We start from the raw sequence: 24241 nt of genomic DNA, 5'->3' as shown, positions 1-24241 counted from the left end.
AAAGGCGTTCCGGTCCGAACAGAAGGGACGATACGAACCAATGCCGCTGATGCGGATCCAGCTAGACAGCGACAGGAACACCGCACGCCGTGTCGTGGAACTCCACCAAGCAGGCAAGGTGCATCACGAGTCTCGAGACGCCGCACGCGATGAAGTCTGGCGTCGCGGCCGCACGCCCGCCGCAGAACCGATCTTCATCGGCACCACCAACGGCGAACCCGTCCGACTCATCTACGACGTCGAGGTCTACCTGGACACCACGCGTTGAACCGTAACCGCCGCACGTGACTTATATGCCTGAACAGACGCCAGCGCCCTTAACAGCGATTTCTCTTGACAAGCGCAGATAAGGACCCACGCCTGGGCGTTCTCCGCCCTGATCGCCTCGCCCGGCTGCCGGGCCCATTACGACCGGCGCAAAGCCGCCGGCGACCGGCACGCCGCTGCCCAGCGCAACCTGTTCAACCGGCTTATCGGAGTGCTGTTCCATTGCCTGGCCCACGGCACAACCTACGATGAGCAACTCGCGTTTCCGCCCGTCCTGGTCGAGGGACTCGCTGCCGCCTGAGCGGCGCGCACTTACCGGCCAAACGACGTCGACCGCGCCCGGTTGACGTCGTTCGGCGGCCAAAGGCCATATCTTGCTCCAACCGTTACCGCCCCGACGCGGGCGCTACAGGTTGGCGGCTCTTGTCGTGTATCGCCGATGATTGCGAGTGTCAGACTTAGGTTGCAAGTGATCTTGCGAGATTGTCCGGTCTCCGTGAGGTTGGCGGATTCTCGGACAGCTGGCGTGTTCCCCGTCGGATTCTCGTGTACGTCAGCGGCGGAGGACCGATATGTGTGCCTATGCCCGAAAGGCGTCTCGGGCAATCTGGCGAGTCTCAATGGATCATTGTTGGCCCGACGGGTTTATGTTTCCCGCGTGGACCGCCGGGGCCGCTGGCGGACTGCACCCCTCATCCTTGGTAACGCTACGTAGTGTCGATCGTGGCGATTCCGCTGGCGCCGCGCTACCGGATTTGGCACCCCTCTGTGTCAAGGGGCCGTGAGAAGCTGGGGTTCGGCGGGTCCGGGAAGTGACTTTTCCGAAGTGTCGGCCTTGGGGTTGAGGTCGGCCGCGCTGGATTGCAGAGTCGCCCCCACCTGTCCTCCCGGGCCCGTCTTGATCCGTTTGGCGTCGGCGACCATGCGCTTGTAAACGATGTCGGACAGGCGGCGTTTCAACGCCCGCATCGCTTCCATCGGGGTCTTGCCGTCAGCGAGTTTGCGCCGGTAGTAGCGGCGACCTTCGGTGTCACGGCGCAGCTGGACCACGGCCATGATGTGCAGGGCGCGGTTGATGCGCCGGTTCCCGGCTCGCGATAGCCGGTGCCGGTTCTGGTCGCCGGAGGAGGCGTCCAGCGGCGCGGTGCCGTTCCAGGACGCGAAGTGGGCGCGGCTGGCGAACCGGGTGATGTCACCGACGTCGCCGATCAGCCGGGCGGCGCCGGACGGGCCGATCCCGGTCAGTTCCTGCAGTGTGCTGCCGGTGGAAGCGACCAGTTCGGTGAGTTCGGCGTTGGCGACCTTGATCTTCTTGTCGATCGTGACGAGCTCGTGGATCAGCTCGGACGCCAGCCAGCGGCGGGTCTTGCCGACCACGTCCCGCGGTCGGACCGTGTTCAGCAGCGCGCGGGCCTGCTGAGCCGACAGGAACTTCTTCGCCCCGCCAGGGATCAGCTCGAGCAGCAGGTGGTGCAGTCGGGACACGACTTCGGTGCGGGTGCGGCCGAGCTGGTCACGGCGGTCGACCAGCAGCCGCAACGCCACCGTGGTGTCGTCGACCTGGACCTGCCGCAGATTCGATGTGCGTAGGGCGGCCACAGCGACACTATGGGCGTCGACCGGGTCGGTCTTGCGGCCCTGACCGGTGGCGAACACCCGAGCCCGCGCCGACAGTTTCGTCGGCACGTCGACGACGGTCTCACCGTCGGCGAGTAACCGCTGAGCCACGTGCCGGCCAATACCGTTGCAGCCTTCTACTGCCCAAATCCGCTCGGCGTGCTTGCGGCCGGCGGCGAGCATCGCCTTGTAGCCGTCATGATCGGTGCCGAACCGACCCTTGCCGAGAACACGCTCCCGCTGGTCGATGACCTCGATCGTGGCCGATCGCTTGTGTGGATCCACTCCGACGACGACCTGAGACATCTGCCTCGTCCTCCCCTGCTGCGACCGGTGGTGTCGGCGGGAGGACAGCGCTACTTTGAGCTGGGCATACCCCTCTGGAGCCACTCCGCGCCGCGGTGACCGGCAAGGCGCAGGCCAAATCTGAGCCACACCAACCAGCGGTGGGCAGCCGAAATGAGAGCGACTCTGCCGGTCACCTCGACCATGCCTGGCCGGGCAGCGGTCGTGCCACCAGTAAATAAGTAGTCTTTCGTGTGCTTTCTGCACGCCCTGGCCGGCGAGAAAATGGGGGCGGTTGCCCGCCGACGTCGTCGCGGCTTGGTTCATGAGACCGTCAAGTAGTCTGACGCTGGGAGCCGTTTTCCAGGGCCCTGCATTGTTGCTTCGAGCACGCGAGTCCGCCTCTGTTCTTCCTCGGCCCTGCGGGCAGCCACCTGATGGTGTCTCTCGCAGGGAGCAGGAAATGGAAGTAACCGAAGAAGCAGCTGAACTCGTCGAGCGGGTTGCCGCGTTGGACATCGGGAAAGCTGTCCTGACGGTGTGTATCAGGGTCCCTCATGAGAAGACGGCCGGCCGGCGTCGGCAGGAGGTGGCCGAGTACGCCACGACCACCACAGCGCTGCTGCACCTGGCTGACCGGCTCCGTGAGCTGGGCGTGGGCCGGGTGGCGATGGAGGCCACCTCGGACTATTGGAAGCCGGTGTTCTACCTGCTCGAAGCTGAAGGGTTCGAGTGCTGGCTGCTCAATGCCACTCACGTGAAGAACGTTCCTGGACGGCCGAAGACCGACAAACTCGATGCGGTGTGGCTGGCCAAGGTCGTCGAGCGTGGAATGTGCGCACCGAGTTTTGTCCCACCGAAACCGATCCGCCGGTTGCGTGATCTCACCCGGTATCGTCGTTCGCTGATTCGGGACCGGACCCGTGAGAAGCAACGTTTGGAGAAGCTTCTTGAGGACGCGCAGATCAAACTGTCGGTGGTCGCCTCTGACACTTTCGGTGTTTCCGGCCGCGCGATCCTGGCAGCGTTGATCGCGGGTCAGCGTGATCCGCAGGTGTTGGCCGAGATGGCTCGTGGTCGACTGCGCGCGAAGATCCCTCAGCTACGGGAAGCGCTGACCGGTCACTTCGGCGACCATCATGGACTGCTCTGCACCAAGATGCTGGAACGTATCGACGCCTTGACCGCGGACATCGCCGACCTGAGTACCGCGATCGACGACGCGATCAGCCCGTTCGCCGCGCAGGTGGCCCAACTCGACGAGGTCACGGGGATCGGCGTCAGCTGCGCCCAGGAACTCATCGCCGAACTCGGCGTCGACATGAACGTGTTTCCGACCGCGGCGCATCTGGCTTCCTGGGCCCGATTCGCGCCGCGCACCAAGCAGTCCGCCGGCAGAACCAAGCCGGCGACCACCGGCAAAGGCAATCCCTGGCTGGCCAGCACTCTTGGAGAGATCACCGCGGTGCTGGCCCGCAGTGACACGTTCCTCGGCGAACGCTACCGACGGCTCTCGCGACGCCGCGGCAAACTACGTGCCATCGTCGCGACCGGCAACTCGGTCCTCACCGTCGTCTGGCATCTACTCGCTGACCCAGCAGCCCGCTACCACGATCTCGGCGCCGGCTACCACGACAGCCGTTACCACCAACGTCACCAGCACAACCTGATCCATCAACTCGAACGCATAACCGGGCAGAAGGTCACCCTTACCGTTCGCGACGAACCAGCTCTGGCATAACAGCCACCAGGCCGTCACCAGGTCAACCGCAAAGAACCTGCCGAGGCTCCGCCCCGGCGCTGCCGCCTGCCAACTCAATGCCTATTTTCGAGTCAGCCGATGTGAGTACATCCGCCGAGTCGTGCCTGCCGAGATTGATTCCGTGGACGAGGTCGGCGACGATCGGCATGTGAGCGAGGCCGGGAGCTTTGTAGAACTGCAAATCAACGAGGTTAGGAACTCTCAGTAGGCTGAGGCGCCTGTGACCGTGCGAAATCTCCGGGGCACGGTTTCCGCGGAGCCAGATTCCACCGACTCAACAACTCGGCGGACGTGATCGACCTAGAGCTGACCCAGATCGTCTGGTACCAAAGAACGGTCGACGAAATCTCGGGCGGCCACACGGCCCTGGTCATGCTAAGTGGGTCGGGCGCGCGCGTCCTTCGGTCGGGTGCCGTAGCCGACGGCTGGCAGCACATCGAGGGCCGCAATGGTCCAAGTCTCGTCGCGCCCTGAGTGGTGGACCGTTTGACTCGTGACTTCCAGCCCGCGTACGAATCCGCGCTGGGCCCGCCGAATAGAGTTGCATCCAAGCCCTGGAGAGAATCCGGCAACACCTGGCGCACGTGGTCCTTGGCGCGCGTGGTGGTGTCCACCGTGACAGCTAATCACGCCCTGGTAGCTGCGGAGCCCAAACTCGTCATAGGCACGGAGCCGCCTCCGGCAGGTTGTGGCGGCTGTCCTTGTCGGCGGCTCGACTGCTTCCGTTCACTGGCGGAACCTGTCCGGCCGGCCCGTAGGGATGAACGCGGCAGAGCTGATGGATAGGGGGATAACGCCATATAAGATGCCGGAAGGGATTTAGTCTCGGCGCGTGGATGGCGAAGGTTCTGGCGAGCGTCAGGAGATCAGTGGCGGGGCGGGCGTTGCGCGCGGGCGGGACGGGTCGGTTCGCCGGTGGCGGGTGACGGTGCGTCAGGTGTTGGCGGCCGGTTATCTGACGGTGTTGCTGGGGCTGGGTGTGATTGCGGCGATCTCGTATTTCCGTATCGAGGCACTTGTGCACGACCAGGGGGCCTACCGGAAGAACCGGCAGGTGTTGGATCAGATCGCGGCCGTTCGAAGGGACATCCTGAATGCCGAGCGGGGTCAACGCGGGTTCCTGCTGACGAATCAGGAGCGTTATCTGGCTCCCTATCAGCGTGCCGTGGCGGCGTTGGACGGCGATCTTGCCACGTTGACGGCGCTGGTCAGTGACGATCCTGGCCAGCGGCTGCTCGTGCAGCGGTTGGACGCCCCGTTGAGGAGCAAACTGGCCGAACTCGCCGAGTCGATCCAGGTGCGTCGCACCGCAGGCTTTACCGCCGCTCAGCGGGTCGTGCTGACCGGCCGTGGCGCCGATGACATGGCCGTCATCCAGGGTTTGGTGGAGCAGTTACGGAACAACGAGTTGGAGAGGCTGGAGGAGTACGAGCATCTGAGTGCCGCGAATGCCGCCCGTACGCTGAATCTGATCTTGTGGGGTGTGGCGGGTTGTGTGCTGCTGGCGGCGGGGGTCGGCTTGGTAGTGACGCTTGCCGTCGTCAGGCCGATCGGGCGGGTGATCGGCGCGGCGAAGCGGGTCGCGGCCGGGGATCTGGAGTCTCGGGCGCCGGTCTCGGGCATGGCGGAGTTCGCGGAGCTAGCTGATGCGGTGAACACGTCGGTGCACGTCATCGGGGCGGCCCGCGACGAGGCGCTGGCGGCGACCGAGGCGAAGTCGGAGTTCTTGGCGACGATGAGTCATGAGATCCGGACGCCGATGAATGGTGTCATCGGGCTTACCGGGCTGCTGCTGAAGACGGATCTCGACGACACGCAGCGCCGCTACACCGAAAGCATCCGCTCGGCAGGACGGGCCTTGATCGCGGTGATCACCGACATCCTCGACTTCTCCAAGATCGAGGCTGGCGCGCTGGTCCTCGATGATGTGCCGATCAATCTGTGCGCGATGCTGGAAGACGTTCTGGATCTGATGCGGGAGAACGCTCGCGCGAAGAACCTGGAACTGCTCGGGATATGCGATCCGGCGCTGCCGGCGTGGGTGTGCGGCGATCCGGTACGGCTGCGGCAGATCTTGCTGAACTTCACGACCAACGCCATCAAGTTCACCGAATCCGGAGAGGTTGTCATCACCATCCGGCCGGCCGGGGCGACATCACTGACGCCGGCGGTGGGGCTTGAGCCGTCTGACGATCGGGTGTGGCTGCGGTTGGAGGTGACCGACACCGGGATCGGTGTCGACCCGGCCGACGGCGACCGGTTGTTCGGCGCTTTCACCCAGGCGGACTCTTCGACGACCCGCCGGTTCGGGGGCACCGGGTTGGGCTTGGCGATCTGCCGGGAACTGGCCCATGCGATGGGCGGCCGGGTCGGCGTAGACAGCCAGCCGGGACAGGGCAGCACATTCTGGTGCGAGGTTTCCCTTCGGCGGGACGCTACGGAGCAGGAGCAGGAGCCGGCCTCGGACGTGACCGCCCGTCTGCGTAACTGGCGCGTGTTGATCGTCGACGACAATCCCTCCAGCCGGCGCCTGATCAGCGAACAACTCTCCAGTTGGAAGATGCATCCCTCGACGGCGGCGTCCGGCAACGAAGCGCTGCAACAGTTGCAGGAGGCAGCCGATGTCGATCAGCGGTTCGACGTCGTGCTGATGGACCACGTCATGCCCGGCGAAGACGGCCTCGAGGTAGCGGCCCGTATCCACAGCGACCCTTACATCGCCCCCGTACCGGTCATTCTGCTGTCGACGGAGCCGGTGCCCGCCGCAGTCGCCGAGCAAGCAGGCATCACGTGCACGGTGACGAAACCGGTGCAGCAATCACAGCTGTTCGACGCACTGATCCGCCTGGCCGCGGGCGGGTCGTTCCCGCAGAGCACGGAGCAGCATGCGTTGCCCTCCTCGCAGCCGCTCGTCGAGCAGGGCCGGGTGTTGCTGGTGGAAGACAATGACACCAACCAGCTGGTTGCCACCGGCGTGCTGGACGGCGCCGGATACCAGGTCGATGTGGCCCGAGACGGCGAAGAAGCGCTGCAGTACCTCGGCCGAGGCCCGTACGACGTCGTGCTGATGGACTGCCAGATGCCGCGCGTGGACGGCTATGAAGCGACCCGCCGCTGGCGAGCGCAGGAACAACACAACGATGCCGGCCAGGTGGACAACGATGGTCCACCGAGTCGGCGGACTCCGATCATCGGACTGACGGCTGCGGCACTCAAGTCCGACCGTGAGCGGTGTCTGCAAGCCGGCATGGACGACTACCTGACCAAGCCCTACGATCCGGACGACCTCATCACAGCTGTCCATCGCTGGCACACCGACCCTGTGGCCAACGCCCCAGCAGACCAGGACCAGACACCAGCCGAACCGGCGGCCGCGGTCACGGAGGTGACCACCCGGCTCGACCAGCTGCGCTCCTACGTCACACCGCAAACCCTCACTGCCATGATCACCACCTTCCTCGACGACGGGCCCCTGCAACTAGCAGCCCTGAACGAGGCTATTCCCGGCAACGACCCGAACGCCGTCATCACCGCCGCGCATCGCCTCAGCGGCGCCGCCGGCAGCCTCGGCGCCGGCAGCATCGCCTCGCTGTGCCAGTCTCTGGAGGATCAGGGCCGCCGTAGCGACCTGAGCCACGCCGGCCCGGTCCTGCATCAGCTGCGGGACGAGTTTCACGGCCTGCAGCAGTACCTGCGGCAGGTCATCGACGATCACTGACCAACGATTATCGAACGGACCGTACGCACGGGCCGATTCCCTTCTAATATGGCATAAGGGTCTATCGAGAATTATGTCCTGATAGCTTTCACTGTCCGAGGAGTGACATGGCTACGGTGCTCGTCGTCGACGATCAGGCCGTTAGCCGGCGTCTCACCCGCGATCTGCTCGGATACCGGGGCCACCGGGTCATCGAGGCGCCCGACGCGGAACACGCGCTGCACCTCGCCCACGCAGAGCATCCCGACCTGGTGCTGACCGACGTGCTGATGCCTGGCGTGGACGGCTACCAACTGGCCCAGAAACTACGCTCCGCGGACGACACCGCCCGTATTCCCATCGTGTTCCTGACCGCGAACTATCTCCCCGAGGAAGCCCAGCCGTTCGCCGACGCCTGTGGCATCGACAAAGTGATCCTCAAGTCCGCCGAGCCGCACGAACTGCTGCAATCCGTCGACGACGTGCTGAGGACCGGACACGATCCGACGGCCACCCTCGACCCCGGACGCGCCCAGGCAGCACATCTGCGGGCGGTCACCGACAAACTGGCCGAGACCAACCAAACCCTGGCCGACACCGAGGAACGATTCCGCGTGATCGCCGAGCAAGCACCCATCGGCATCGCGTACGGCGACGAGCACGGCGCCGCCCACTACATCAACGCCCGATTCGCCGCCATCATGGGCATGCATCCCGATGACCTGCTCGGCCGCGAATGGATCAGGTGCACCACGGCCGACCTGCACTCCGAACTACTCGCCGTCATCAGCGGCAAGATGCCCCAACATCAACTTCGCCACCGCGGCCAAAGCCAGCGACCCGACGGCACCACCGTCTGGCTCGACGTCCAACTGCAGCCCCTGCAGCAGGACAGCGACACCCGCGGCTTCATCTGCATCGCCGACGACGTCACGGCAATCACCCAGGCCGAACAGGCCCGCCGAGACGCCGAACGCCAGCACGAAGCCGAGGAACACGCCCGCACCACCGAACGGATCCAAAGCCTCAGCAACCTCGCCGGCGGCGTCGCCCACGACTTCAACAACATCCTCGGCGCCATCCTCGGCTATGAAACCCTGCTCACCGAGACCATCAGCGACCTGGCCGCCGCCGGCACCCTCGACGAACAAACAACCGCAGAGCTTCTCGGCGACCTGAGAAACATCCGCACCGGCGGTGAGCGAGCCACCGGCCTCACCCAGCAACTGCTCACCTTCGGCAGCCGCAGACTGATGAACCCCACGCCGCTGGACCTCAACGCAGCGATCCGCGAAACCACTCAACTCCTGCACACGACCCTCGGCCCGAACATCCGAGTCATCACCCAACTCGACCCCGGCCTGCGGCCCGTACAAGCCGAACCAGCCAACATGAGCCAAGTACTGCTGAACCTCACCCTCAACGCACGCGACGCCATGCCCGACGGCGGCACCCTGACCGTCACCACCCGCAACGTCGACACCGGCGAAACCGGTGACTCTCCCGACCTGCCACCGGGAAAATATGCACGACTCAGCGTCAGCGACACCGGCCACGGCATGACACCCGACGTGCTGCAACGCGCCGTCGAACCCTTCTACACCACCAAACCCCGCGGGCAAGGCACCGGCCTCGGACTGGCCACCGTCTACGGCATCATCAACCAACTCGGCGGCCTGCTACACCTCACCTCAAGCCCCCAACAAGGCACCACCGCCGTCATCCACCTCCCCACCACCGACACCCCCACCCAGACTCCAACGCAACCGGCACCCACCGCCGGCGGCGGCGCGGAGACCGTACTGGTCGTCGACGACGAGGACGGCGTCCGCGACATCACCGCACGCATCCTCACCAAAGCCGGATACCACGTCCTCACCGCATCCAGCGGCCCTCAAGCCATCGACACCGTCGAAAAACACCACGCACCGATCGACCTCGTCCTCACCGACGTCGTCATGCCCGGCATGCTCGGCACCGAACTCTGCACCCATCTGCTCAGCCACCGACCCGGCACCAAGGCACTACTCATGTCCGGCTATGCCGGCGACATCATCACCGACAACGGATCCCTGAACACCCACCTGCCGCTCCTCGCCAAACCCTTCACCGAAGCCGACCTACTAAACACGGTCCGAACCACGCTCAACACACCAGCGATCTAAACCACCCTCACTGAGCTCTTCCAAACTGATCTTGCAGGTCGGCAGTCCCGATCAACAGCACTGGTCAACTACCTATACGCTGCTTCCACCCGAAAACGGTCGTGCCCACCAAAGGACAAGGGCCGACATGACGTCGGCAGCGTAGTTCCGGGTGCGTGCTCGATGCCTAGCCCCGCTTTTGGCGTGCGTTGCTGGTAACGGCAGGGGGCGAAGCCCGAGGGGAAAGCCGAAGGACCTCCCGCCCCATCCGGAGGGTCACGGGCGAGGGGCAGACCAGCGAGAGATTGTCGCGCTCCCCTGTACGCAGGCTCGCCCGGGAACGGCACCTTGGAAATACTCCCCATAAATTACTTAAGCGAACCACCTCTCACGCGTGTTCGGCTTACTCACATGCCGCGAAGCGGGCGCAGGCGGCAACGCGGCGGGGTGCCTGACGGGTCAGGCCAGTTACTCACCGTAACGAATAAGGCGGTGGTCATGTCTCTCACTGCGGGAGTGGGTCTCCTCCGTCGCAGCACCTTGACGCATCGAATCCGCCAACCTCGACGAGAATTCGTGCCACCCTGTCTTGCTGCATCTGTCGAACGCCAGCCCACGGGTACTGGCCGATGACATGATCGTTAACATATAGAGCGAGATCGAATTTGCTGACACGACGGACCCCAGCCGGGACCGCTTTGTCGTCTCCATCTACTTGTCGCCGTCAGCTCACCGCATCGTCAACTGACGTGGTCGCTGAGACCGGACAGTTCTCGTGGCACGTGGTCTGGGTTGGTGGTTTGTAGTCCTTCTGGCTGGACTGGGACCGGGCCGTGGTGGGGATCGCCGTGCGGTCATTCTGGCTGTCACTCAGATGTGAGGTCAGCCGGGGTGGTCAGCGAAGAAGTCCCAGATCACGGCAGTGGCGTCGAGTGCGGTCGACGGCGGATCGATGCCCATTGCTTTCTCCAGCACCGGTTTGGACTCGCCGCCGGGCCACTGGTGTCCGGCTCCGGCGATGGTGGTCAGCGTGACCTCGCGCTTGCCGGGGCAGGCCGACTTCGCCGTCGTGACCGGGCCCGCGGTCGTCTCGGTCGGGGCGGCGCAGGGAGCCCGCCAGAGGTCGATCGAGGTCGCAACGGGCGGTCCGTCGACCTTCGCGAAGCCGGTTCCGGGGCGGCCGTCGAACGGCACGTTGTCGTCGGCCAGGCCGTGGATGTGCAGCAGGGATACCGGTTTCGGCGCCGGGCAGTCGGCCATCAGGGTGCCCGCGACCGGGGCGACCGCCGCGAACCGGGTCGAGTCGCAGGCCAGGCGATAGGACATCATGGCTCCATTGGACATGCCGGTGGCGTAGACGCGGGCGGGATCGACCGGCAGCGCTGCCATGATCGCGTCGACGATCGCTTCGATGACGGTGACATCGTTGGTGCCCTGCCGCCCGGGATGGCCGCAGCAGCCGCCGCCGACCGACCAGGCCCGGTTCACCCCGTCGGGGTATGCGACGACGAACCCGGCGGCGTCCGCCTTCGCGTTCCAGCCGTACGCGTCCTCGGCCTGCTGGCCGGTGCCGAATCCGCCGTGCATCATCACCACCAGCGCCACCGGTGTGTCGTCTGCCAGGGCGGGTGGGACGTACAGGCGGTACGTACGCTCGACCCCGGCCACGGTGAGCGACTGAGCCGACGAACCACGCGGCGCCTCGGTGGCGGGCGGCTCGGGGTCGGCCCGGCACCCGGTAGCGAGGAGGAGTGTGGCCATTCCGATCAGGGCACCGAGTCGATTAACCATGCCCGGCATGGTGGCAGCGCAATGTTCGGGGAACGTCAGGGCGGAGCCACGGTCAGGTAAGGACGGTGGCTACGACGGCCACGCCGCCCGGGCTGACCCGCCTGCCGGGGCTGGTGGGCCTGGCAGGCGGGTCGCACACGGGAACCCGTGCTGGTGATGCCGATCGCTTCAGCCCACCACAGCGTATACGTCTCGATCTGTTCTGTTGAGCAGGTCCGCTGACGTCGCCGCGGACAGGCCACGCCGACGCAGCGTCCTCGCCGACCAAAACCGTCAAGATCTATGGAATTCGCAGAGGTGAGTCTGACCAGATTCGGACTCCATCGGGCAGATCTACCCTGCGAACCGCAGGCCAACGCACCAACCGCTCGCGGCCTTCGACTGGATCGGACAGCTCTCGTGTCGGCCTCATCGGTCGCGGGAGGCGGGCTGGTCGTGCCGGGCACTCAGAACCGGGCTGGCCGGTTGCCGGAGATCCGTTCGGCGGTGCTCAAGGCCGGGTGGGCGCGCGGGTCGTTTCCGGAGCAGGTGGGCGCGGGCCCGGCGACCGGGCGGTGATCCTTGCTGTCGCTGGGAAGCTCACCAGGGCGGTCGGCGTGGTCCGGGTCGGGCGGTTCGGCGTTGGTCATGGCTGCGGCACTCCCTGCGAGAGGGGTTGCTGGTCCTAACGAGGACCGGTGGCGATCGGTGACGCCCCTGCTCGCATCGCAGAATTCCGGCAGTCCCGGGCGGCTGTTCCGAAACGGCTGACCGGTCCGGGGCGGCTGTTCCGCGCGCCCGGCGGAACAGTCCGCGTTCCCGTCGACCGTTCCGGAACGGCCGGGGCGCTGTTTCGTTCGGCGCGGCGGAACAGTGCCGGAACGGCCGGGCTTCCGCTTCCTCGTTCCGCTTCCTTCCGCCCGGCCCGGCCGACCTGGAAGCGGAAGCAACCGGAAGCGGCCTGCCCCGCGCCCCGGAGGCGGCTGGTAGCGCCGGCGAGGCGTTACCACGCGGGGTGTTGCCCGTAGCGCTGCCGTCACCTCGTAGCGCTCCCAGCTGCCAGCCCGGACGGGCTTGGCACGAAACGTGTCGACCGTGCGGCACCCGTTCCGGCTTGTGCCGGCCGGTGCCGTTACCGGTTGGCGCCCGCGTTACCGGCGCCCGCCCGTAGCGCTCCCGGCAACACCTGCTCGTCAACGTCGAGCCCAAGAAGGAGGCGAACCGCGTATGCACACCACTTCCACACCACCGGCGAACATCCACCGTGGAGGAACATGGCCACAAGCCAGACCCCGCACCACCCACGCCGTCGCCCGACTGTAGGCGACCGGCCGGCATCCGAGGCGGTCACCCCGCCCGGCCCCGGTCTGACCCCCGACCCGAGCACCACACCTGGCCATCCCAACGCGCGGGGGACGTTACCGATGGCCAAACACCTGACCGACCCGGCCATCGAGGAAGAGATCCAGGCCCTCGCCGCCGAAGCGCCACTGCCCACCGTCGATCAAGCCGCCCGACTCGCCCGGCTCCTGCGACTCGGCCCCCACCAGCGCGCCGACAAGGCGGCCTGACCACCCGCGCGGGGCGACGCGACCTGACCTATCGCGCCGCCCCGGCACCGGCGCCGGTCTGCGCTCCGTGACCGGGCCCAAGACGGCCCGGGCCGCCTTGGCCCCGGCCCTGCGGACGACGTGTGCGCATCGACCGGTGTGGATTGCATGGGGGTGCGGGTGGGTGGCGCTATCCGCGCGACCGGCGGCCTTCCGGCCGTGATTACGAGGGTGCGTGACCGGCGTGCGAGCGCGAGCACCGCCCCTGTCGACATTGTGAATGCCAAGGGGTGTGCTGAATTTTGAAGTACATCAATGACTTGACGAGAAGGTTTCCCAGCTCAAGCCCCATGTTCAGCCATGAGGTAGCAGTGCAGGTCAGAAGGCCCTTCCGGGTGACCTGGGGGAAAGCTATGGCATGGAGGGTAGTCGAGAAGCCTTGAAGGTGATCACCGGCCATGATCGATAAGGCATCGATGAAAGTGACGCAATAGTCGCGCTGCCGCGTGCGGTGAGCGCGGTTCTGCCGTGGGTGGTGCCGCCGGGCGCACGGTAGCCGGTGGCAAGCCGACGCGCACCGCAGCCGCGTCCACGCGGCGAGGAGCGGAAGCGGCGCGGCCGCATCGGGCCATCCGGTGGGCGGGCCCTAGCCTCGGCCAGACGCCGGCTACTGCTTTGCCGTGATGCTGTGCCGGGACTACCGGAGACCATCGGAGACAACCTCGGTCAGCTACCGGATCGGGTGTGGATCTGCCTACCGTTGACAAGATCGGTCCGGATGGGGCGTAAGGGGCGGGTCGATCGATGGCCTCGGCCACGGGGGCGCGGGGCAGGGAAGCTGAGGTGCGCCCACATGGCCCGAGCCCGAATCGACCGATCCCACCCGATCAACGTGCTCGCCGAGATCGAGCGGCTGAGCGAGGTGGACCGGCAGGTGTTGCGGCTGGTCGCCGAACACGAGGTGATGAGTACCGAACAACTCGCCGCGCTGTGTTTCCCCTGGCCCGAGCGGGTTGCCGATGCCGGTCGCCGGTTGCGGTATCTGGCGACCCGGGCGCTGCTGGTGCGCTTCCCGTATCCGGGCACCCATCCCGCCGGACTGCCCGCCGAGGCGAACGACGCGGGGCCGGGCGGGTTGCCGGTCCCGGTAGCGCCCCGGTGGAACGAGGGACAACGGTGGGCGTGGTCGCTCGGACAGGGCGGCGCCTACTGGGCCGGCGTCGAACGGGTCTTGAGCCAAGATCGGTGGATCGAGGCGTGGTCGCGGTTCGTCCCGCACGAGCGCCCGCATTTGCGGCGCCGGCTGGCCCTCAACGACTTCTTCGCCGCTCTGCACCACAGCGCCCGCGACCGTGACACTGCCCGCCTCGATCAGTGGTGGGGACCGGCCCGGTGCGCCGACACCAGCGGCGGCAAGACCCTCCCGGACGCGCACGGCCGGTGGCGTTACGCCGCTGAGACGGTGCCGTTCTGGGTGTACTGCGACTCCGTGCGTCACCCGTTCCGCGGTTTGATCACGACCGTTGAGCGGCATCAGGCGGTGCACTGGCGTACCGAGCGGGACATAACCGTGCTGGTGATGGTCAACGACAACCGGGAACGGCACCTGCACCGCCGGTGGACCGACCTCGCCGCAGCCACCGGCGTGCCGATGCCGCCGGTGGCGACCACCTCCTACCGCAAGTTGCGGACGTGGCCCACCGGGGCGATCTGGTGGCCGCTGGCCCACCCGGACGGCTCGGGCGTCGCGCTACATCACCTCGCCGTTGGCGCCCGCCAGAGCAACCCCCGGTTCCGCGGTTCGGGACTGTTGTCGGATGGCGCCGGGTCATGACTCGTCGGCGGTCCGGCTCGGAGCAGACGGGCAATCGGCGGGCGGCATTGCCGGGCGCCGTGCCGGAATCTGAGCCGCTGCCGGTCGACAACCCGCACGCGGACATCCCCGGTCACCCCGAAGCGCGCGGCACGCTGCCGATGGCCCGCAGGCTCATCGACCCGGCCACCGAGGCGGAGATTCAGGCGCTCGCCGCCGAAGCGCCTCTACCGAGCGTTGATCAAGCCGCCCGGCTCGCCCGGCTGCTGCGGCTGCACCACCCCGCAGCGCCGACGCGGCCAAGCGACGACGCCGGAGCGGCGTGACTTGCGGTCGAACCGTTGACATTCGCAGGCCAGTGGCATGTGGCATTGAACAACACCGCTTCGGTCACGTGGCTCGTGTCAAACCATCGAGTCGTCGCGCTTCGGGCCGAGCTCCTTGCCAGTTCTACTTCGCTATCAAGTCCTTAAGCGCATTCAAATCGCCATGAAATAAAAATGCGTAGAGAGCTACAACGGCTCCTATCAATATCCCAAGGTTCTGCAACGCCTTGACAGGCCGTTCCAAGTCGCCACCGATGATGGTTGACAGCCTTCGGACGAGCCGAGACAACCTACTCGGCGCTGGCTCGATCAGGTCCTCGGCTGGCGTTCCATCTTCGCCGTAAGCTTTCACGTCGTCAGCCAGTGCAAGCATGTCCAGATCGGTGGAGCCTGTCAGGCACACTGCAACTCCCCTGAGAGATTGCGTTGTGCCGTCGAGGCCCTTGGGGTGCAGAGAGTCACGGCTGCGCAGTACAGCTCGTATGTTGCGCGCAACGGCCCGCATAATCAGCGCCGTGGGGTGCACCGTTGATCTCTGCGACAATGGGCGTCCAATCGACCGGGAGTAGTGGTCGAGACTATCGGCCAATCTGGCCAAGCGGATGCGGCGTCTGTTATCAGCGCTTGATGCGGCTGGATGATTCCCGGGCTCAGTGTTGATGCCACCGTCGTAGCGATGCAAGTATGTCAGGATTGCGCCCAGAGATTTTATTCGGGCTGACTGTCTACGCACCCCGAACGAAGCCAAAAGTGCCGATGTGAAGATTATAGCGAAGAACCAATTCACTACAAATTTCCCGGCTGGCGATAGGTCGCTCTGCGTTGCTTGGGCCGAGCTTGAAAGAACTTCCGCGCTGGCGAAAGCCAAATACGTGAGTGGACACCAGAACCCGATCACCCAATGCAGCAGGTGAAATCGGTCGGCTGCTAGCTGGGCCGACACTGAGTACATCGACTTGGCGTCCAAGCCGTGTCCCGAACGGCGAAGCTTACGTAGCACCGCAGTCCGTGGAAAATCAAATATATGGGTAATGACGCTGCCGCATACCATTGCCCCTGCGAACGCTCCGACAAGGGCGGTGGTGGCGGCAGGCCCGACGATTGGTAGCTCGTTGCGTGGCGCCACGACCTCAACCAGGCCGCTATACAGGAGGATGGGTGCGGCTGCAGCAATAGCGCCATAGGCGGCTGCGACCATGACTGGTAGAGCGATGAGTGCGAGGTTCCGGTAGACGACTACAGTAGGCGCCTGCTCGGCCGTCTCGCTAGAGGGACCGATGCGCCGGGCCATTGCCGACAACAACGAATGGGGGAGCCTAGGCCGCCTGTCTCCTTCGACAGCGAAGCGTTTCATTCTCTGTTGCAGCCGACAGCGGACGGTCCGCATTAGTCCCTTAAAGGGATTGGCCGCACTCAACCTCTTCCCCAGTGCGGGGAGGCGGGGCGAGAAGTGCTCAATATGCCATCTGGAAACGAGTATCGAAACTAGCGAAGATAGCCTAATTATGGAGAATGGTACGACGGTGTAGAGGGTCAATATAAGAAATACGCCCCGCGTCATGCCCGCCACCTACGGCAGAGGAATATCAACTTCAGCATCACGCATCTTCCTGCCATGTGGAGCGCTGGAGACGTCCAACGATCGCACATTCATGATGCTCGCTTGGCGCAGTGTCAGGAATACGACACGCGCCGGAGGGGGCGCGTGTAATTCGTATAGCTGCGGATAAAGGAAGAGTGAGATTCGGGCTTTTATGACGCAAGATCAAGTAGAGATTGCCTCAATACTGAGGTGAGTTCACGCTGCCACGTCGTCGTGTTCCTTGCCAAACTTCCACCGCCAATCGAGGCGGTGCCGGCCGAACGGGCGACGGTTGCCCTTGCCCGCCGGGATGAGCCGGATGTCGGCCACGAGGCGGATGATGTCGCGTTTGACGGCCACCTCGTCGCCCAGCTCGGCCCACGCCGCGACCGCCTCAGCACCGATCCGGCCGCGCAGCACCGGCGGGATACCCGCCTCGGCGGCGCGGGCGTCGTGCTCGGCGATCTGCGCCAACAACCCTTTCTCCGCGCGGGCGAACGAGATCGGGGTGACGTCACCGGACTCGGCGAGCTTGCGCCAGTCCTCCAGATCGGTGCGCAGCCGTGTGGCTTCGGCGCGGGCGTGCGACACATCGGCATCGGTGGCGGTCTGCGCGGTCAACACCTCGTAGATGTCCGGCCTCGACAGCCACGCCACAACCGCGCGTTGAACGTACTCGTCCAAGATGTCCATCGGCGCCGCCGCGCACCGCTTCTTCAAGCACGAGTACAGCTCACCGGTCCAGCCACGCCGGTTCACGCTCTGCTTAGACGTGGGACCGCCGCACACCGAGCACGTCACGATGTAGGACAACAGATGCACCGCCCGTCCGGCCCGCGTCGTCGTCCGGGACGGGTCCTGCAACAAGCGGACGGCCGCCCAATAGCTGTCCTCGCTCACCAAGCCGTCCCACATGCCGTCCCCGATGACCTCCCCACGCAGCACGCGCTTACCGATGTACGCCGGGTTCAACGCCATCTTGCGGATCACCCCACGCCGCCACGCCGAGCCCTCCGGGGACGGAATCCCACGGGCGTTCAAGTCGTCCTCGATCGTGACCAGCGGCGTCCCGCCGGTCACCTTCTCGAAGATCTCCCGCACCACACCGGCGTGCGAGAACTCGCTGACCATCCCGTCAGCCGCGGTCGCCTGCCGAATCTCGGTGTCCGGCTCCTGGCGCTCCAACGCCCGGGTACGGGTGTGGTAGATCCGCCGGTACCCATAGGTGACCTTGCCGTGCGGGCGGCCCGCCTCGGCCGCACCGACGATCCCGCGCAGCACATTGTCGCGGATCGAGTCCGCCAACCATTCCGCCTGCACGGCCTGGAAGCCCAGCATCATCCGGTCGTTCTTGTCGCGCAGGTCGTACAGCACCCCACCGACAAGCCAGAAGTTCAACCCGACCTCGGTGCACAGGTCGCGGATCTGCACGTACACGGCAAGGTCGCGCTGGTTGCGGGAGATCTCCCACACCACCAGCACGTCGAACTTGCCCGCCCGGATCGCGTCCATCAACAGCTCGAACTGCGGCCGTTCCTTCGTCGCGTGCCGCGACGCGGACCGATCGTTGTCGGTGAACGTCGCGGATGCGGTCCAGCCGTTGCGGTTGATCTCCGCAACGTTGAGCTTGCCCTGATCACCGACGCTCTTACCCTGCTCCTTCTTGTCCTGACTCGCCCGCTGATACCGCCCCGCGCGCACCTCAGCACCACCGGCCAGCAGGGTGGCCTTGCTGTCGAACCGCACCGTGTTCCGTGCCCGTGTCGTCCGCCGTACCATCGATCAGAGTTCCTTCCGATCGCGCCCACCACCTGATAACGTCAACCTTAGCAGCTAACGCCCCTTGGGAGTGCCCTCGGAGCAGCCGAGGACCCGCGCCACCTCTTTGACCGGTTGGTCGCACAGGTAGCGCAGCACCACGACCGCGCGCTGCCGGGGCGCCAGACTCATCAGAGCGGTGTGCACCACTGACTCCTGTTCGACCTGCCCGGCCGGCGGCGCGCTCGCGACCCGCTCGGGCAGCCAGTCGAGCAGCGCGACCTTCCACCAGCCCCGGCGGCGCTCGTCGAGGAACACCCGGACGAGCATCGTGTTGACGTACGCGTCGAGATTCTCCACGTAGCTGATCCGCGGCCAGCGCGAGTACAGCTTTGTCAGCGTCTCCTGCACGATGTCGTCCGCGCCGTGCGAGTCACCGCAGAGCAGATAGGCCGCCCGCCGCAGACCGGTGACCCGGCCCCGCACGAAGGCCAGGTATTCGCTGTCGGTTCTCTTCGGCATCCGCCGTCCCGCCCCCTGTCACCGTCACTGCGTATCCGACGCTGGATCGATGACGATCGGTTGGGTCCGCACGGAAATATTCTGACCTACTCGCGGGCGGAGCCGCTCCTGCCGGTGGGTGACAGGATCGGAGGGTGATCAGCGACGATGACATCGCCGCGATGTCCCACGATGAGCGCCGGGATCTGATCCGCCGTCTCGCGGGTCCCGGACGCCGGCGTGTGTGGCACCTGAGGCTTCTGGTGGTCAGCGCGGTGCTGCTCGTGCCGTGGATCGCGTATCTGGCGGCGACCCTGCCGGACACGCACACCGTGCGGCACTGGCGGCTGGCCTGGGTGAGCTTCGACCTGGTGCTGCTGGCGATGTTCGTCACCACCGCCGTGCTCGTGTCCCGGCGTCACCGGGCGGCGTCCTTGGTCGGGTTCGCGCTCGGCGTGCTGCTGGTCTGCGACGCGGGCCTCGACCTGCTGACCACCGACCGGGCCGGACTGTGGTGGGCGCTGGCCTCCGCCGCCGTCGTCGAACTGCCGCTCGCGGCCCTGCTGATGACCGAGGCGATCCGCTCGCCGGCCCCCTGACCGGGAGAGCTTCGACACGCTGTCCATCCGGTGGGACCGGGTCTAGGGTCAGCCCCATGGGGGTCGGGCTCGTCGGTGCGCTCGGGTCGGCCCTCTGCTACGGCATCGCGTCCGTGCTGCAGGCCCTGGCGGTACGACGGGCGCCCGCGGCCGAGGGGCTCGACGTCCGGCTGCTGGTGCGGCTCGCGCGGTCGTGGCTCTATCTGCTCGGGCTCGCCGTCGACGGGCTGGCCTTCCTGCTCTCGCTGGTCGCTCTGCGCACGCTGCCCCTGTTCGTCGTTCAGTCCGTCGTGGCGAGCTTCCTGGCCGTCACCGCGGTGCTCGGCGCCGTCGTTCTCAAGATGCGGCTGGGGCGCGGCGACCGGATCGGCATCGGCGTCGTCATCGCCGGTCTCGTGCTGGTCGGTTTGTCGGCCGCCGCCGACAAACCGGTCCCGCTGGCCGCCTCGTTCAGCTGGGGGGTGCTGCTGTCGGCTGTCCTATTGGTGGTTGTGGCTGTCCCGCTGGCCCGGGTGAGGAACGCGGCGGCCCTCGGCGCGGTCGCGGGTCTGGGGTACGGCGTGGTCGCCGTCGCCACCCGCGTGCTGCCGGCCCCGCTCACGCTGGGCGGCGTGCTGACCGACCCCGCCGCCTACGGGCTGGTCATCGGGGGCGTCGTCGCCCTGCTGAGCTACTCCCTGGCCCTGCAGCGGGGCTCGGTGACGGGGGCGACGGCTCCGCTCGTCGTGCTCGAAACCGTCGCCCCGGCCGCGGTCGGCCTGCTTCTGCTGGGTGACCGTCCCCGGCCCGGGTGGGGCTGGGCGGCGGCGGCCGGATTCGTCATCGCTGTCGTCGGCGCCGTCAGTCTGTCCCGGCACGGTGAGATCGAAGGAGCACGCCCATGACCACGCCGGTGCGACGGCCGCACGACGACCGCTGGCCCGACCGGTTCGCGTTGGCGATGTTCGCGTACGCGGGCCTGGGCATCCTCGTCACCGTCGTCCCGCCCTGGCGGCACTACTTCGGCCGGTCGATGGACGTCGTCTCGGCGCTCACCATTCCCGTCGTGCCCGGCTTCACGTACGCGGCCCTGCTGCTCGCCATGGGCGTCGCGCTGCGGCGGCGGCTGCGGGCGGCCTGGTGGCTGCTGCTGATCTGGTGGCTGGTGCTGCCCGAGATCGGGCGGATCGTCTCGCTGTTCTCCGACGTGCGGGTGGCTCAGGTCATCGGCCTGGTGCTGATGGCCGTCGTGTCCGCGGTGGCGATCCGGGCCCGTTCGCAGTTCACGTCGCGGCAGGTCGCCGGCAGCGTCGTCGTGGCCGCCACCTGCTTCCTGGCCGGGGGAGCGGTCGTGCTGGCGGTCGGCACCTTCCTCGTCCGGGCCGCCGGGACGTCGCCCGGCGTCGCGGCGGCGGCCCTGCACGTCTTCGACTCCATGCTGGGCGACCTCGGCCGGCCGGCTCAGGGCCCGGTGGTCGTCTCGCCGTGGTGGGCCCACGTGATCACCGGTCTGCTCGGCGCGGCCGTGGTGCTGACGTCGGCCCATCTGCTGTTCCGGGCGCCGCGCACCACCCACACCCTCGACGCGGCCGACGAGGCCCGGGTGCGCACCCTGCTGCGGGACTTCGGTGACCACGACTCGCTGGGCTACTTCGCGACCCGGCGCGACAAGGCGGTCGTGTGGGACACCGGCGACCCGGCCACGGCCACCGCCGGGGTCTCCTACCGGGTGGTCGGCTCGGTGTCGCTGGCCAGCGGGAACCCGGTCGGCGATCCGGCGCGGTGGGGGGCCGCGATCGAGGCATGGCGAGTGATGGCGCGTTCCGGCGGGTGGTCGCTGGCGGTGATGGGTGCCGGTCGTCCGGGCGCCTCGGCCTATGCCGAGGCCGGCCTCACGGCGTACGAGATAGGCGATGAAGCCATCCTCGACCTCAAGGCGTTCTCGCTGAGCGCGCCCGGCATGAAGGCGGTGCGGCAGTCGGTGGCGCGGCTCCAGCGGCGCGGCTACACGACCGTGGTCAGCCGGCACAGCGCCCTGACACCCGAGGACTTCGCGGCGATGAGCGCGGACGCGGCCCAGTGGCGCGGCGACGGCGGCGACGAGCGCGGCTTCTCGATGGCGCTCGGCCGGCTGGGCGACCCGCTCGACGACGACTGCGTGATGGTGCAGGCGCGCGACGGCGAGGGGCGGCTGCGCGGGTTCCTCAGCTTCGTGCCGTGGGGGCCCACCGGGCTCTCGCTCGACCTGATGCGCCGCGACCCGACCGCCGACAACGGCCTGGTCGAACTCATGGTGGCCGCGCTGGCCGGGCGCGCGGGGCGGGTCTCGCTCAACTTCGCGATGTTCCGCGAGGCGTTCGAACGGGGCGCGCAGATCGGCGCCGGTCCGATCGCCCGGCTCTGGCGGCAGTCGCTCGTGCTGGCCAGCCGCAACTGGCAGCTCGAATCGCTGTACCGGGCCAACGCCAAATACCTGCCGGACTGGGAGCCCCGGTTCCTCTGCTTCGAGTACACCTCCGACCTGCCCCGGGTGGGCACGGCGGCCGGCAGCGCCGAGGGCTTCCTCACCGCGCCCCGGCTCAGCCGCCGCGTGGACGAGGGGCTGGCCCGGGCCGGGGCCGGCTACGCCGCTCAGGTGCGGGCGCTGATCCCGCCGCCGCCCGACCCGCTGGCCGCCCGCAAAGTGCCGGAGCAGATCCGCGTGCGCACCGAGAAGGTCCGCCGTCTGCGGGAGCGCGGCATCGACCCCTACCCCGTCGGCCACCCGCGCACCCACACACTCGCGACGCTGCGCTCGGAAACGGGCGACCTGCCGCCGGACACCCGTACCGGAAAGGAGGTCTCGGTCGTCGGCCGGGTGCTGCTCAAGCGGGACATGGGCGGGCTCGGGTTCGTCACCCTGCGCGACGGCAGCGGCGACCTGCAGGTGATGGCCGACGCGGCCGCCGACGGGTACGACCTGTGGCCCGACATCGACCTCGGCGACCACATCGGTGTCACCGGCGAGGTGATGACCACGCGCAAGGGCGAGCTGACCGTCGCCGCCACCTCGGTGCGGATCACGAGCAAGGCGCTGCGGCCGCTGCCCGACAAGCACCGCGGGCTCACCGACGCCGAGTCGCGCATCCGTTACCGGTACGTGGATCTGATCGTGCGGCCCGACGCGCGGGACATCGCCCACAAGCGGTCCGCAGTGGTCCGCAGCGTGCGCGACTCGTTGCAGCGGCGGGGGTTCGCCGAGGTCGAGACGCCGGTGCTGCAACAGGTGCACGGCGGCGCCAACGCCCGCCCGTTCGAGACCCACATCAACGCGTACGACCTGGACATGTACCTCCGGATCGCGACCGAGCTGCATCTCAAGCGGCTGCTCGTCGGCGGCCTCGAGAAGGTTTTCGAGGTGGGCCGCCAGTTCCGCAACGAGGGCGCCGACTTCAAGCACAACCCGGAGTTCACGTCGCTCGAGGTGTACGAGACCTACGGCGACTACAACACCATGCGGGTGCTGACCCAGCAGATCATCCAGGAGGCGGCTACCGCGGTGTACGGCGAGCCGATCGCCCGTCGCGACGGCGTGGAGTACGACCTGTCGGGCGACTGGCCGGTCAAGCCCATCACCGTGGCCGTCTCCGAGAAACTGGGCGAGAACGTCACGGCCGACACCCCGCTGAGCACGCTGCTGGTCCACGCGGACAAGATCGGGCTGGCGCTGCCCGAGGATCCGGCCTGGGGCTTCGTGCTCGAAGAGATCTACAGCGAGCTGTGCGAGGGCACGACGACGACGCCGGTCTTCTACACCGACTTCCCGAAGGAGAACGCGCCGCTCACCCGCCAGCACCGCACCGACCCGCGGCTCGCCGAGAAGTGGGACCTGGTCATCTTCGGCGCCGAGCAGGGCACCGCCTACTCCGAGCTGATCGACCCCATCGACCAGCGCGAGCGCCTGGTGGCCCAGTCGCTGCTGGCCGCGGCCGGTGACCCCGAGGCGATGCAGGTCGACGAGGACTTTCTGACTGCCATGGAGTACGGCATGCCCCCGACCGGCGGCATGGGCCTGGGCATCGACCGCCTGGTCATGAACCTGACCGGCCTGAGTATCCGCGACACGATCCTGTTCCCGATCGTCCGCCCGAGCTGATCTCCCTATTGGTCGATCAGGTCGAACCTCTCCCACGATCCGCCGACGGTGTCGCGGTTGGCGATCAGCGCCTTGGCGCCCGCCTCCTCGGCGGTGACGAACTTGTTGTTGACCCGTGCGCGCAGGCTGACCGGGGTCGCCGGCACGGCCGACTGCACCCGGAAACCCGTGCCCTGCGCGCAACTGCTGACGGTCCCGGCCGCGTATCCGGTGACCGACACGGCGGCGCCCGCCTTGACGACGGCCGGGTCGCCGCCGGCCAGGTGATAGGTCGCACCGCCGTCGCGCAGCACCAGGCAGCCGCTCTCGGCGCCCGCCTCGACGACGCCGCCACCCCACGTTTACGCATGCTTATAGCCATGCCGTTCTCCCCCCGCGTCGAACAAGCACAAAGGACGATAAGGCATCGACGGTCTTCGTGATGCCCCGGCAAGGCGGCTGCCGGCCCGGCGTCGA

17 protein-coding genes are annotated in these 24241 nt (G+C 67.1%); 10 read left to right on the top strand and 7 right to left on the bottom strand.

The window, feature by feature from the left end:
• Positions 1-40 precede the first annotated feature (40 nt).
• A complete protein-coding gene (locus tag KXC43_RS06830) occupies positions 41-268 on the top strand; it encodes a hypothetical protein (RefSeq protein ID WP_221375083.1) in 228 nt (75 codons plus the stop codon).
• A gap of 770 nt (positions 269-1038) precedes the next feature.
• Here the strand turns inward: KXC43_RS06830 and KXC43_RS06825 are convergent.
• A complete protein-coding gene (locus KXC43_RS06825; RefSeq protein ID WP_255643627.1) occupies positions 1039-2496 on the bottom strand; it encodes an IS110 family RNA-guided transposase in 1458 nt (485 codons plus the stop codon).
• Between the two features lie 136 nt (positions 2497-2632).
• Between KXC43_RS06825 and KXC43_RS06820 the strand changes: the two genes are divergently transcribed.
• From KXC43_RS06820 to KXC43_RS06810, 3 genes are all read left to right on the top strand, one after another.
• Positions 2633-3910 carry an IS110 family RNA-guided transposase gene (locus KXC43_RS06820; RefSeq protein WP_221375082.1) on the top strand — a complete coding sequence of 426 codons (1278 nt, stop codon included), beginning with the start codon at positions 2633-2635 and terminating at the stop codon, positions 3908-3910.
• Between the two features lie 853 nt (positions 3911-4763).
• The gene (locus tag KXC43_RS06815) at positions 4764-7649 is read left to right on the top strand and encodes a hybrid sensor histidine kinase/response regulator (protein WP_221375081.1); all 2886 of its coding nucleotides are present in this window, start codon (positions 4764-4766) and stop codon (positions 7647-7649) included.
• Positions 7650-7756: 107 nt separating this feature from the next.
• The gene (locus KXC43_RS06810; protein ID WP_221375080.1) at positions 7757-9793 is read left to right on the top strand and encodes a response regulator; all 2037 of its coding nucleotides are present in this window, start codon (positions 7757-7759) and stop codon (positions 9791-9793) included.
• A gap of 861 nt (positions 9794-10654) precedes the next feature.
• On the opposite strand, the gene KXC43_RS06805 is transcribed toward KXC43_RS06810, so the two are convergent.
• Together KXC43_RS06805 and KXC43_RS06800 are read right to left on the bottom strand one after the other, a co-directional pair.
• A complete protein-coding gene (locus KXC43_RS06805; protein WP_221375079.1) occupies positions 10655-11533 on the bottom strand; it encodes a CE1 family esterase in 879 nt (292 codons plus the stop codon).
• 476 nt (positions 11534-12009) lie between these two features.
• A complete protein-coding gene (locus KXC43_RS06800) occupies positions 12010-12192 on the bottom strand; it encodes a hypothetical protein (protein WP_221375078.1) in 183 nt (60 codons plus the stop codon).
• A gap of 774 nt (positions 12193-12966) precedes the next feature.
• On the opposite strand from KXC43_RS06800, the gene KXC43_RS50575 reads away from it, so the two are divergent.
• From KXC43_RS50575 to KXC43_RS06785, 3 genes are all read left to right on the top strand, one after another.
• Complete coding sequence (locus KXC43_RS50575) at positions 12967-13113, top strand: hypothetical protein (RefSeq protein ID WP_255643626.1); 147 nt, start codon at positions 12967-12969, stop codon at positions 13111-13113.
• A gap of 832 nt (positions 13114-13945) precedes the next feature.
• Complete coding sequence (locus tag KXC43_RS06790; RefSeq protein ID WP_221375076.1) at positions 13946-14926, top strand: replication-relaxation family protein; 981 nt, start codon at positions 13946-13948, stop codon at positions 14924-14926.
• A complete protein-coding gene (locus KXC43_RS06785) occupies positions 14923-15231 on the top strand; it encodes a hypothetical protein (protein WP_221375223.1) in 309 nt (102 codons plus the stop codon). The genes KXC43_RS06790 and KXC43_RS06785 overlap by 4 nt, the downstream gene beginning before the upstream one ends.
• 124 nt (positions 15232-15355) lie before the next feature.
• On the opposite strand, the gene KXC43_RS06780 is transcribed toward KXC43_RS06785, so the two are convergent.
• From KXC43_RS06780 to KXC43_RS06770, 3 genes are all read right to left on the bottom strand, one after another.
• Positions 15356-16429 carry a hypothetical protein gene (locus KXC43_RS06780; protein WP_221375075.1) on the bottom strand — a complete coding sequence of 358 codons (1074 nt, stop codon included), beginning with the start codon at positions 16427-16429 and terminating at the stop codon, positions 15356-15358.
• Positions 16430-17029: 600 nt separating this feature from the next.
• Positions 17030-18559, bottom strand: coding sequence for a recombinase family protein (locus KXC43_RS06775; protein WP_308128987.1), 1530 nt, complete (start codon positions 18557-18559; stop codon positions 17030-17032).
• 87 nt (positions 18560-18646) lie between these two features.
• Entirely contained in the window at positions 18647-19093 is a 447-nt protein-coding gene (locus KXC43_RS06770; protein WP_221375073.1) for a SigE family RNA polymerase sigma factor, read from the bottom strand.
• Between the two features lie 134 nt (positions 19094-19227).
• Here KXC43_RS06770 and KXC43_RS06765 point away from each other — a divergent pair, with 134 nt between their 5' ends.
• The 3 genes from KXC43_RS06765 to lysX are packed head-to-tail and all read left to right on the top strand — an operon-like array spanning position 19228 to position 23785.
• Positions 19228-19671 carry a hypothetical protein gene (locus KXC43_RS06765; RefSeq protein WP_221375072.1) on the top strand — a complete coding sequence of 148 codons (444 nt, stop codon included), beginning with the start codon at positions 19228-19230 and terminating at the stop codon, positions 19669-19671.
• Between the two features lie 56 nt (positions 19672-19727).
• Positions 19728-20555: a DMT family transporter gene (locus KXC43_RS06760; protein ID WP_221375071.1), complete on the top strand. Its 828-nt coding sequence runs from the start codon at positions 19728-19730 to the stop codon at positions 20553-20555.
• Positions 20552-23785 carry a bifunctional lysylphosphatidylglycerol synthetase/lysine--tRNA ligase LysX gene (gene lysX / locus KXC43_RS06755; RefSeq protein WP_221375070.1) on the top strand — a complete coding sequence of 1078 codons (3234 nt, stop codon included), beginning with the start codon at positions 20552-20554 and terminating at the stop codon, positions 23783-23785. Before KXC43_RS06760 ends, lysX begins: the two co-directional genes overlap by 4 nt.
• A gap of 5 nt (positions 23786-23790) precedes the next feature.
• Here lysX and KXC43_RS06750 read toward each other — a convergent pair whose 3' ends face one another.
• Positions 23791-24078, bottom strand: a complete 288-nt coding sequence (locus KXC43_RS06750) for a fascin domain-containing protein (protein ID WP_221375069.1) — start codon at positions 24076-24078, stop codon at positions 23791-23793.
• Positions 24079-24241: the final 163 nt, after the last annotated feature.

Source organism: Paractinoplanes polyasparticus (genome assembly GCF_019710575.1).
Lineage (GTDB): Bacteria > Actinomycetota > Actinomycetes > Mycobacteriales > Micromonosporaceae > Actinoplanes > Actinoplanes polyasparticus.
Note: the sequence above shows the minus strand (reverse complement) of the source record. Positions and strands in the feature narration are given on the sequence as shown.

Bases quoted from the DNA above. Each gene is read 5' to 3' on its own strand.
- KXC43_RS06770 (WP_221375073.1), bottom strand. From the start codon at position 19,093: ATGCCGAAGAGAACCGACAGCGAATACCTGGCCTTCGTGCGGGGCCGG.
- KXC43_RS06780 (WP_221375075.1), bottom strand. From the start codon at position 16,429: ATGGTCGCAGCCGCCTATGGCGCTATTGCTGCAGCCGCACCCATCCTC.
- KXC43_RS06790 (WP_221375076.1), top strand. From the start codon at position 13,946: ATGGCCCGAGCCCGAATCGACCGATCCCACCCGATCAACGTGCTCGCC.
- lysX (WP_221375070.1), top strand. From the start codon at position 20,552: ATGACCACGCCGGTGCGACGGCCGCACGACGACCGCTGGCCCGACCGG.
- KXC43_RS06830 (WP_221375083.1), top strand. From the start codon at position 41: ATGCCGCTGATGCGGATCCAGCTAGACAGCGACAGGAACACCGCACGC.
- KXC43_RS06825 (WP_255643627.1), bottom strand. From the start codon at position 2,496: ATGAACCAAGCCGCGACGACGTCGGCGGGCAACCGCCCCCATTTTCTC.
- KXC43_RS50575 (WP_255643626.1), top strand. From the start codon at position 12,967: ATGGCCAAACACCTGACCGACCCGGCCATCGAGGAAGAGATCCAGGCC.
- KXC43_RS06785 (WP_221375223.1), top strand. From the start codon at position 14,923: ATGACTCGTCGGCGGTCCGGCTCGGAGCAGACGGGCAATCGGCGGGCG.
- KXC43_RS06805 (WP_221375079.1), bottom strand. From the start codon at position 11,533: ATGGCCACACTCCTCCTCGCTACCGGGTGCCGGGCCGACCCCGAGCCG.
- KXC43_RS06800 (WP_221375078.1), bottom strand. From the start codon at position 12,192: ATGACCAACGCCGAACCGCCCGACCCGGACCACGCCGACCGCCCTGGT.
- KXC43_RS06760 (WP_221375071.1), top strand. From the start codon at position 19,728: ATGGGGGTCGGGCTCGTCGGTGCGCTCGGGTCGGCCCTCTGCTACGGC.
- KXC43_RS06820 (WP_221375082.1), top strand. From the start codon at position 2,633: ATGGAAGTAACCGAAGAAGCAGCTGAACTCGTCGAGCGGGTTGCCGCG.
- KXC43_RS06810 (WP_221375080.1), top strand. From the start codon at position 7,757: ATGGCTACGGTGCTCGTCGTCGACGATCAGGCCGTTAGCCGGCGTCTC.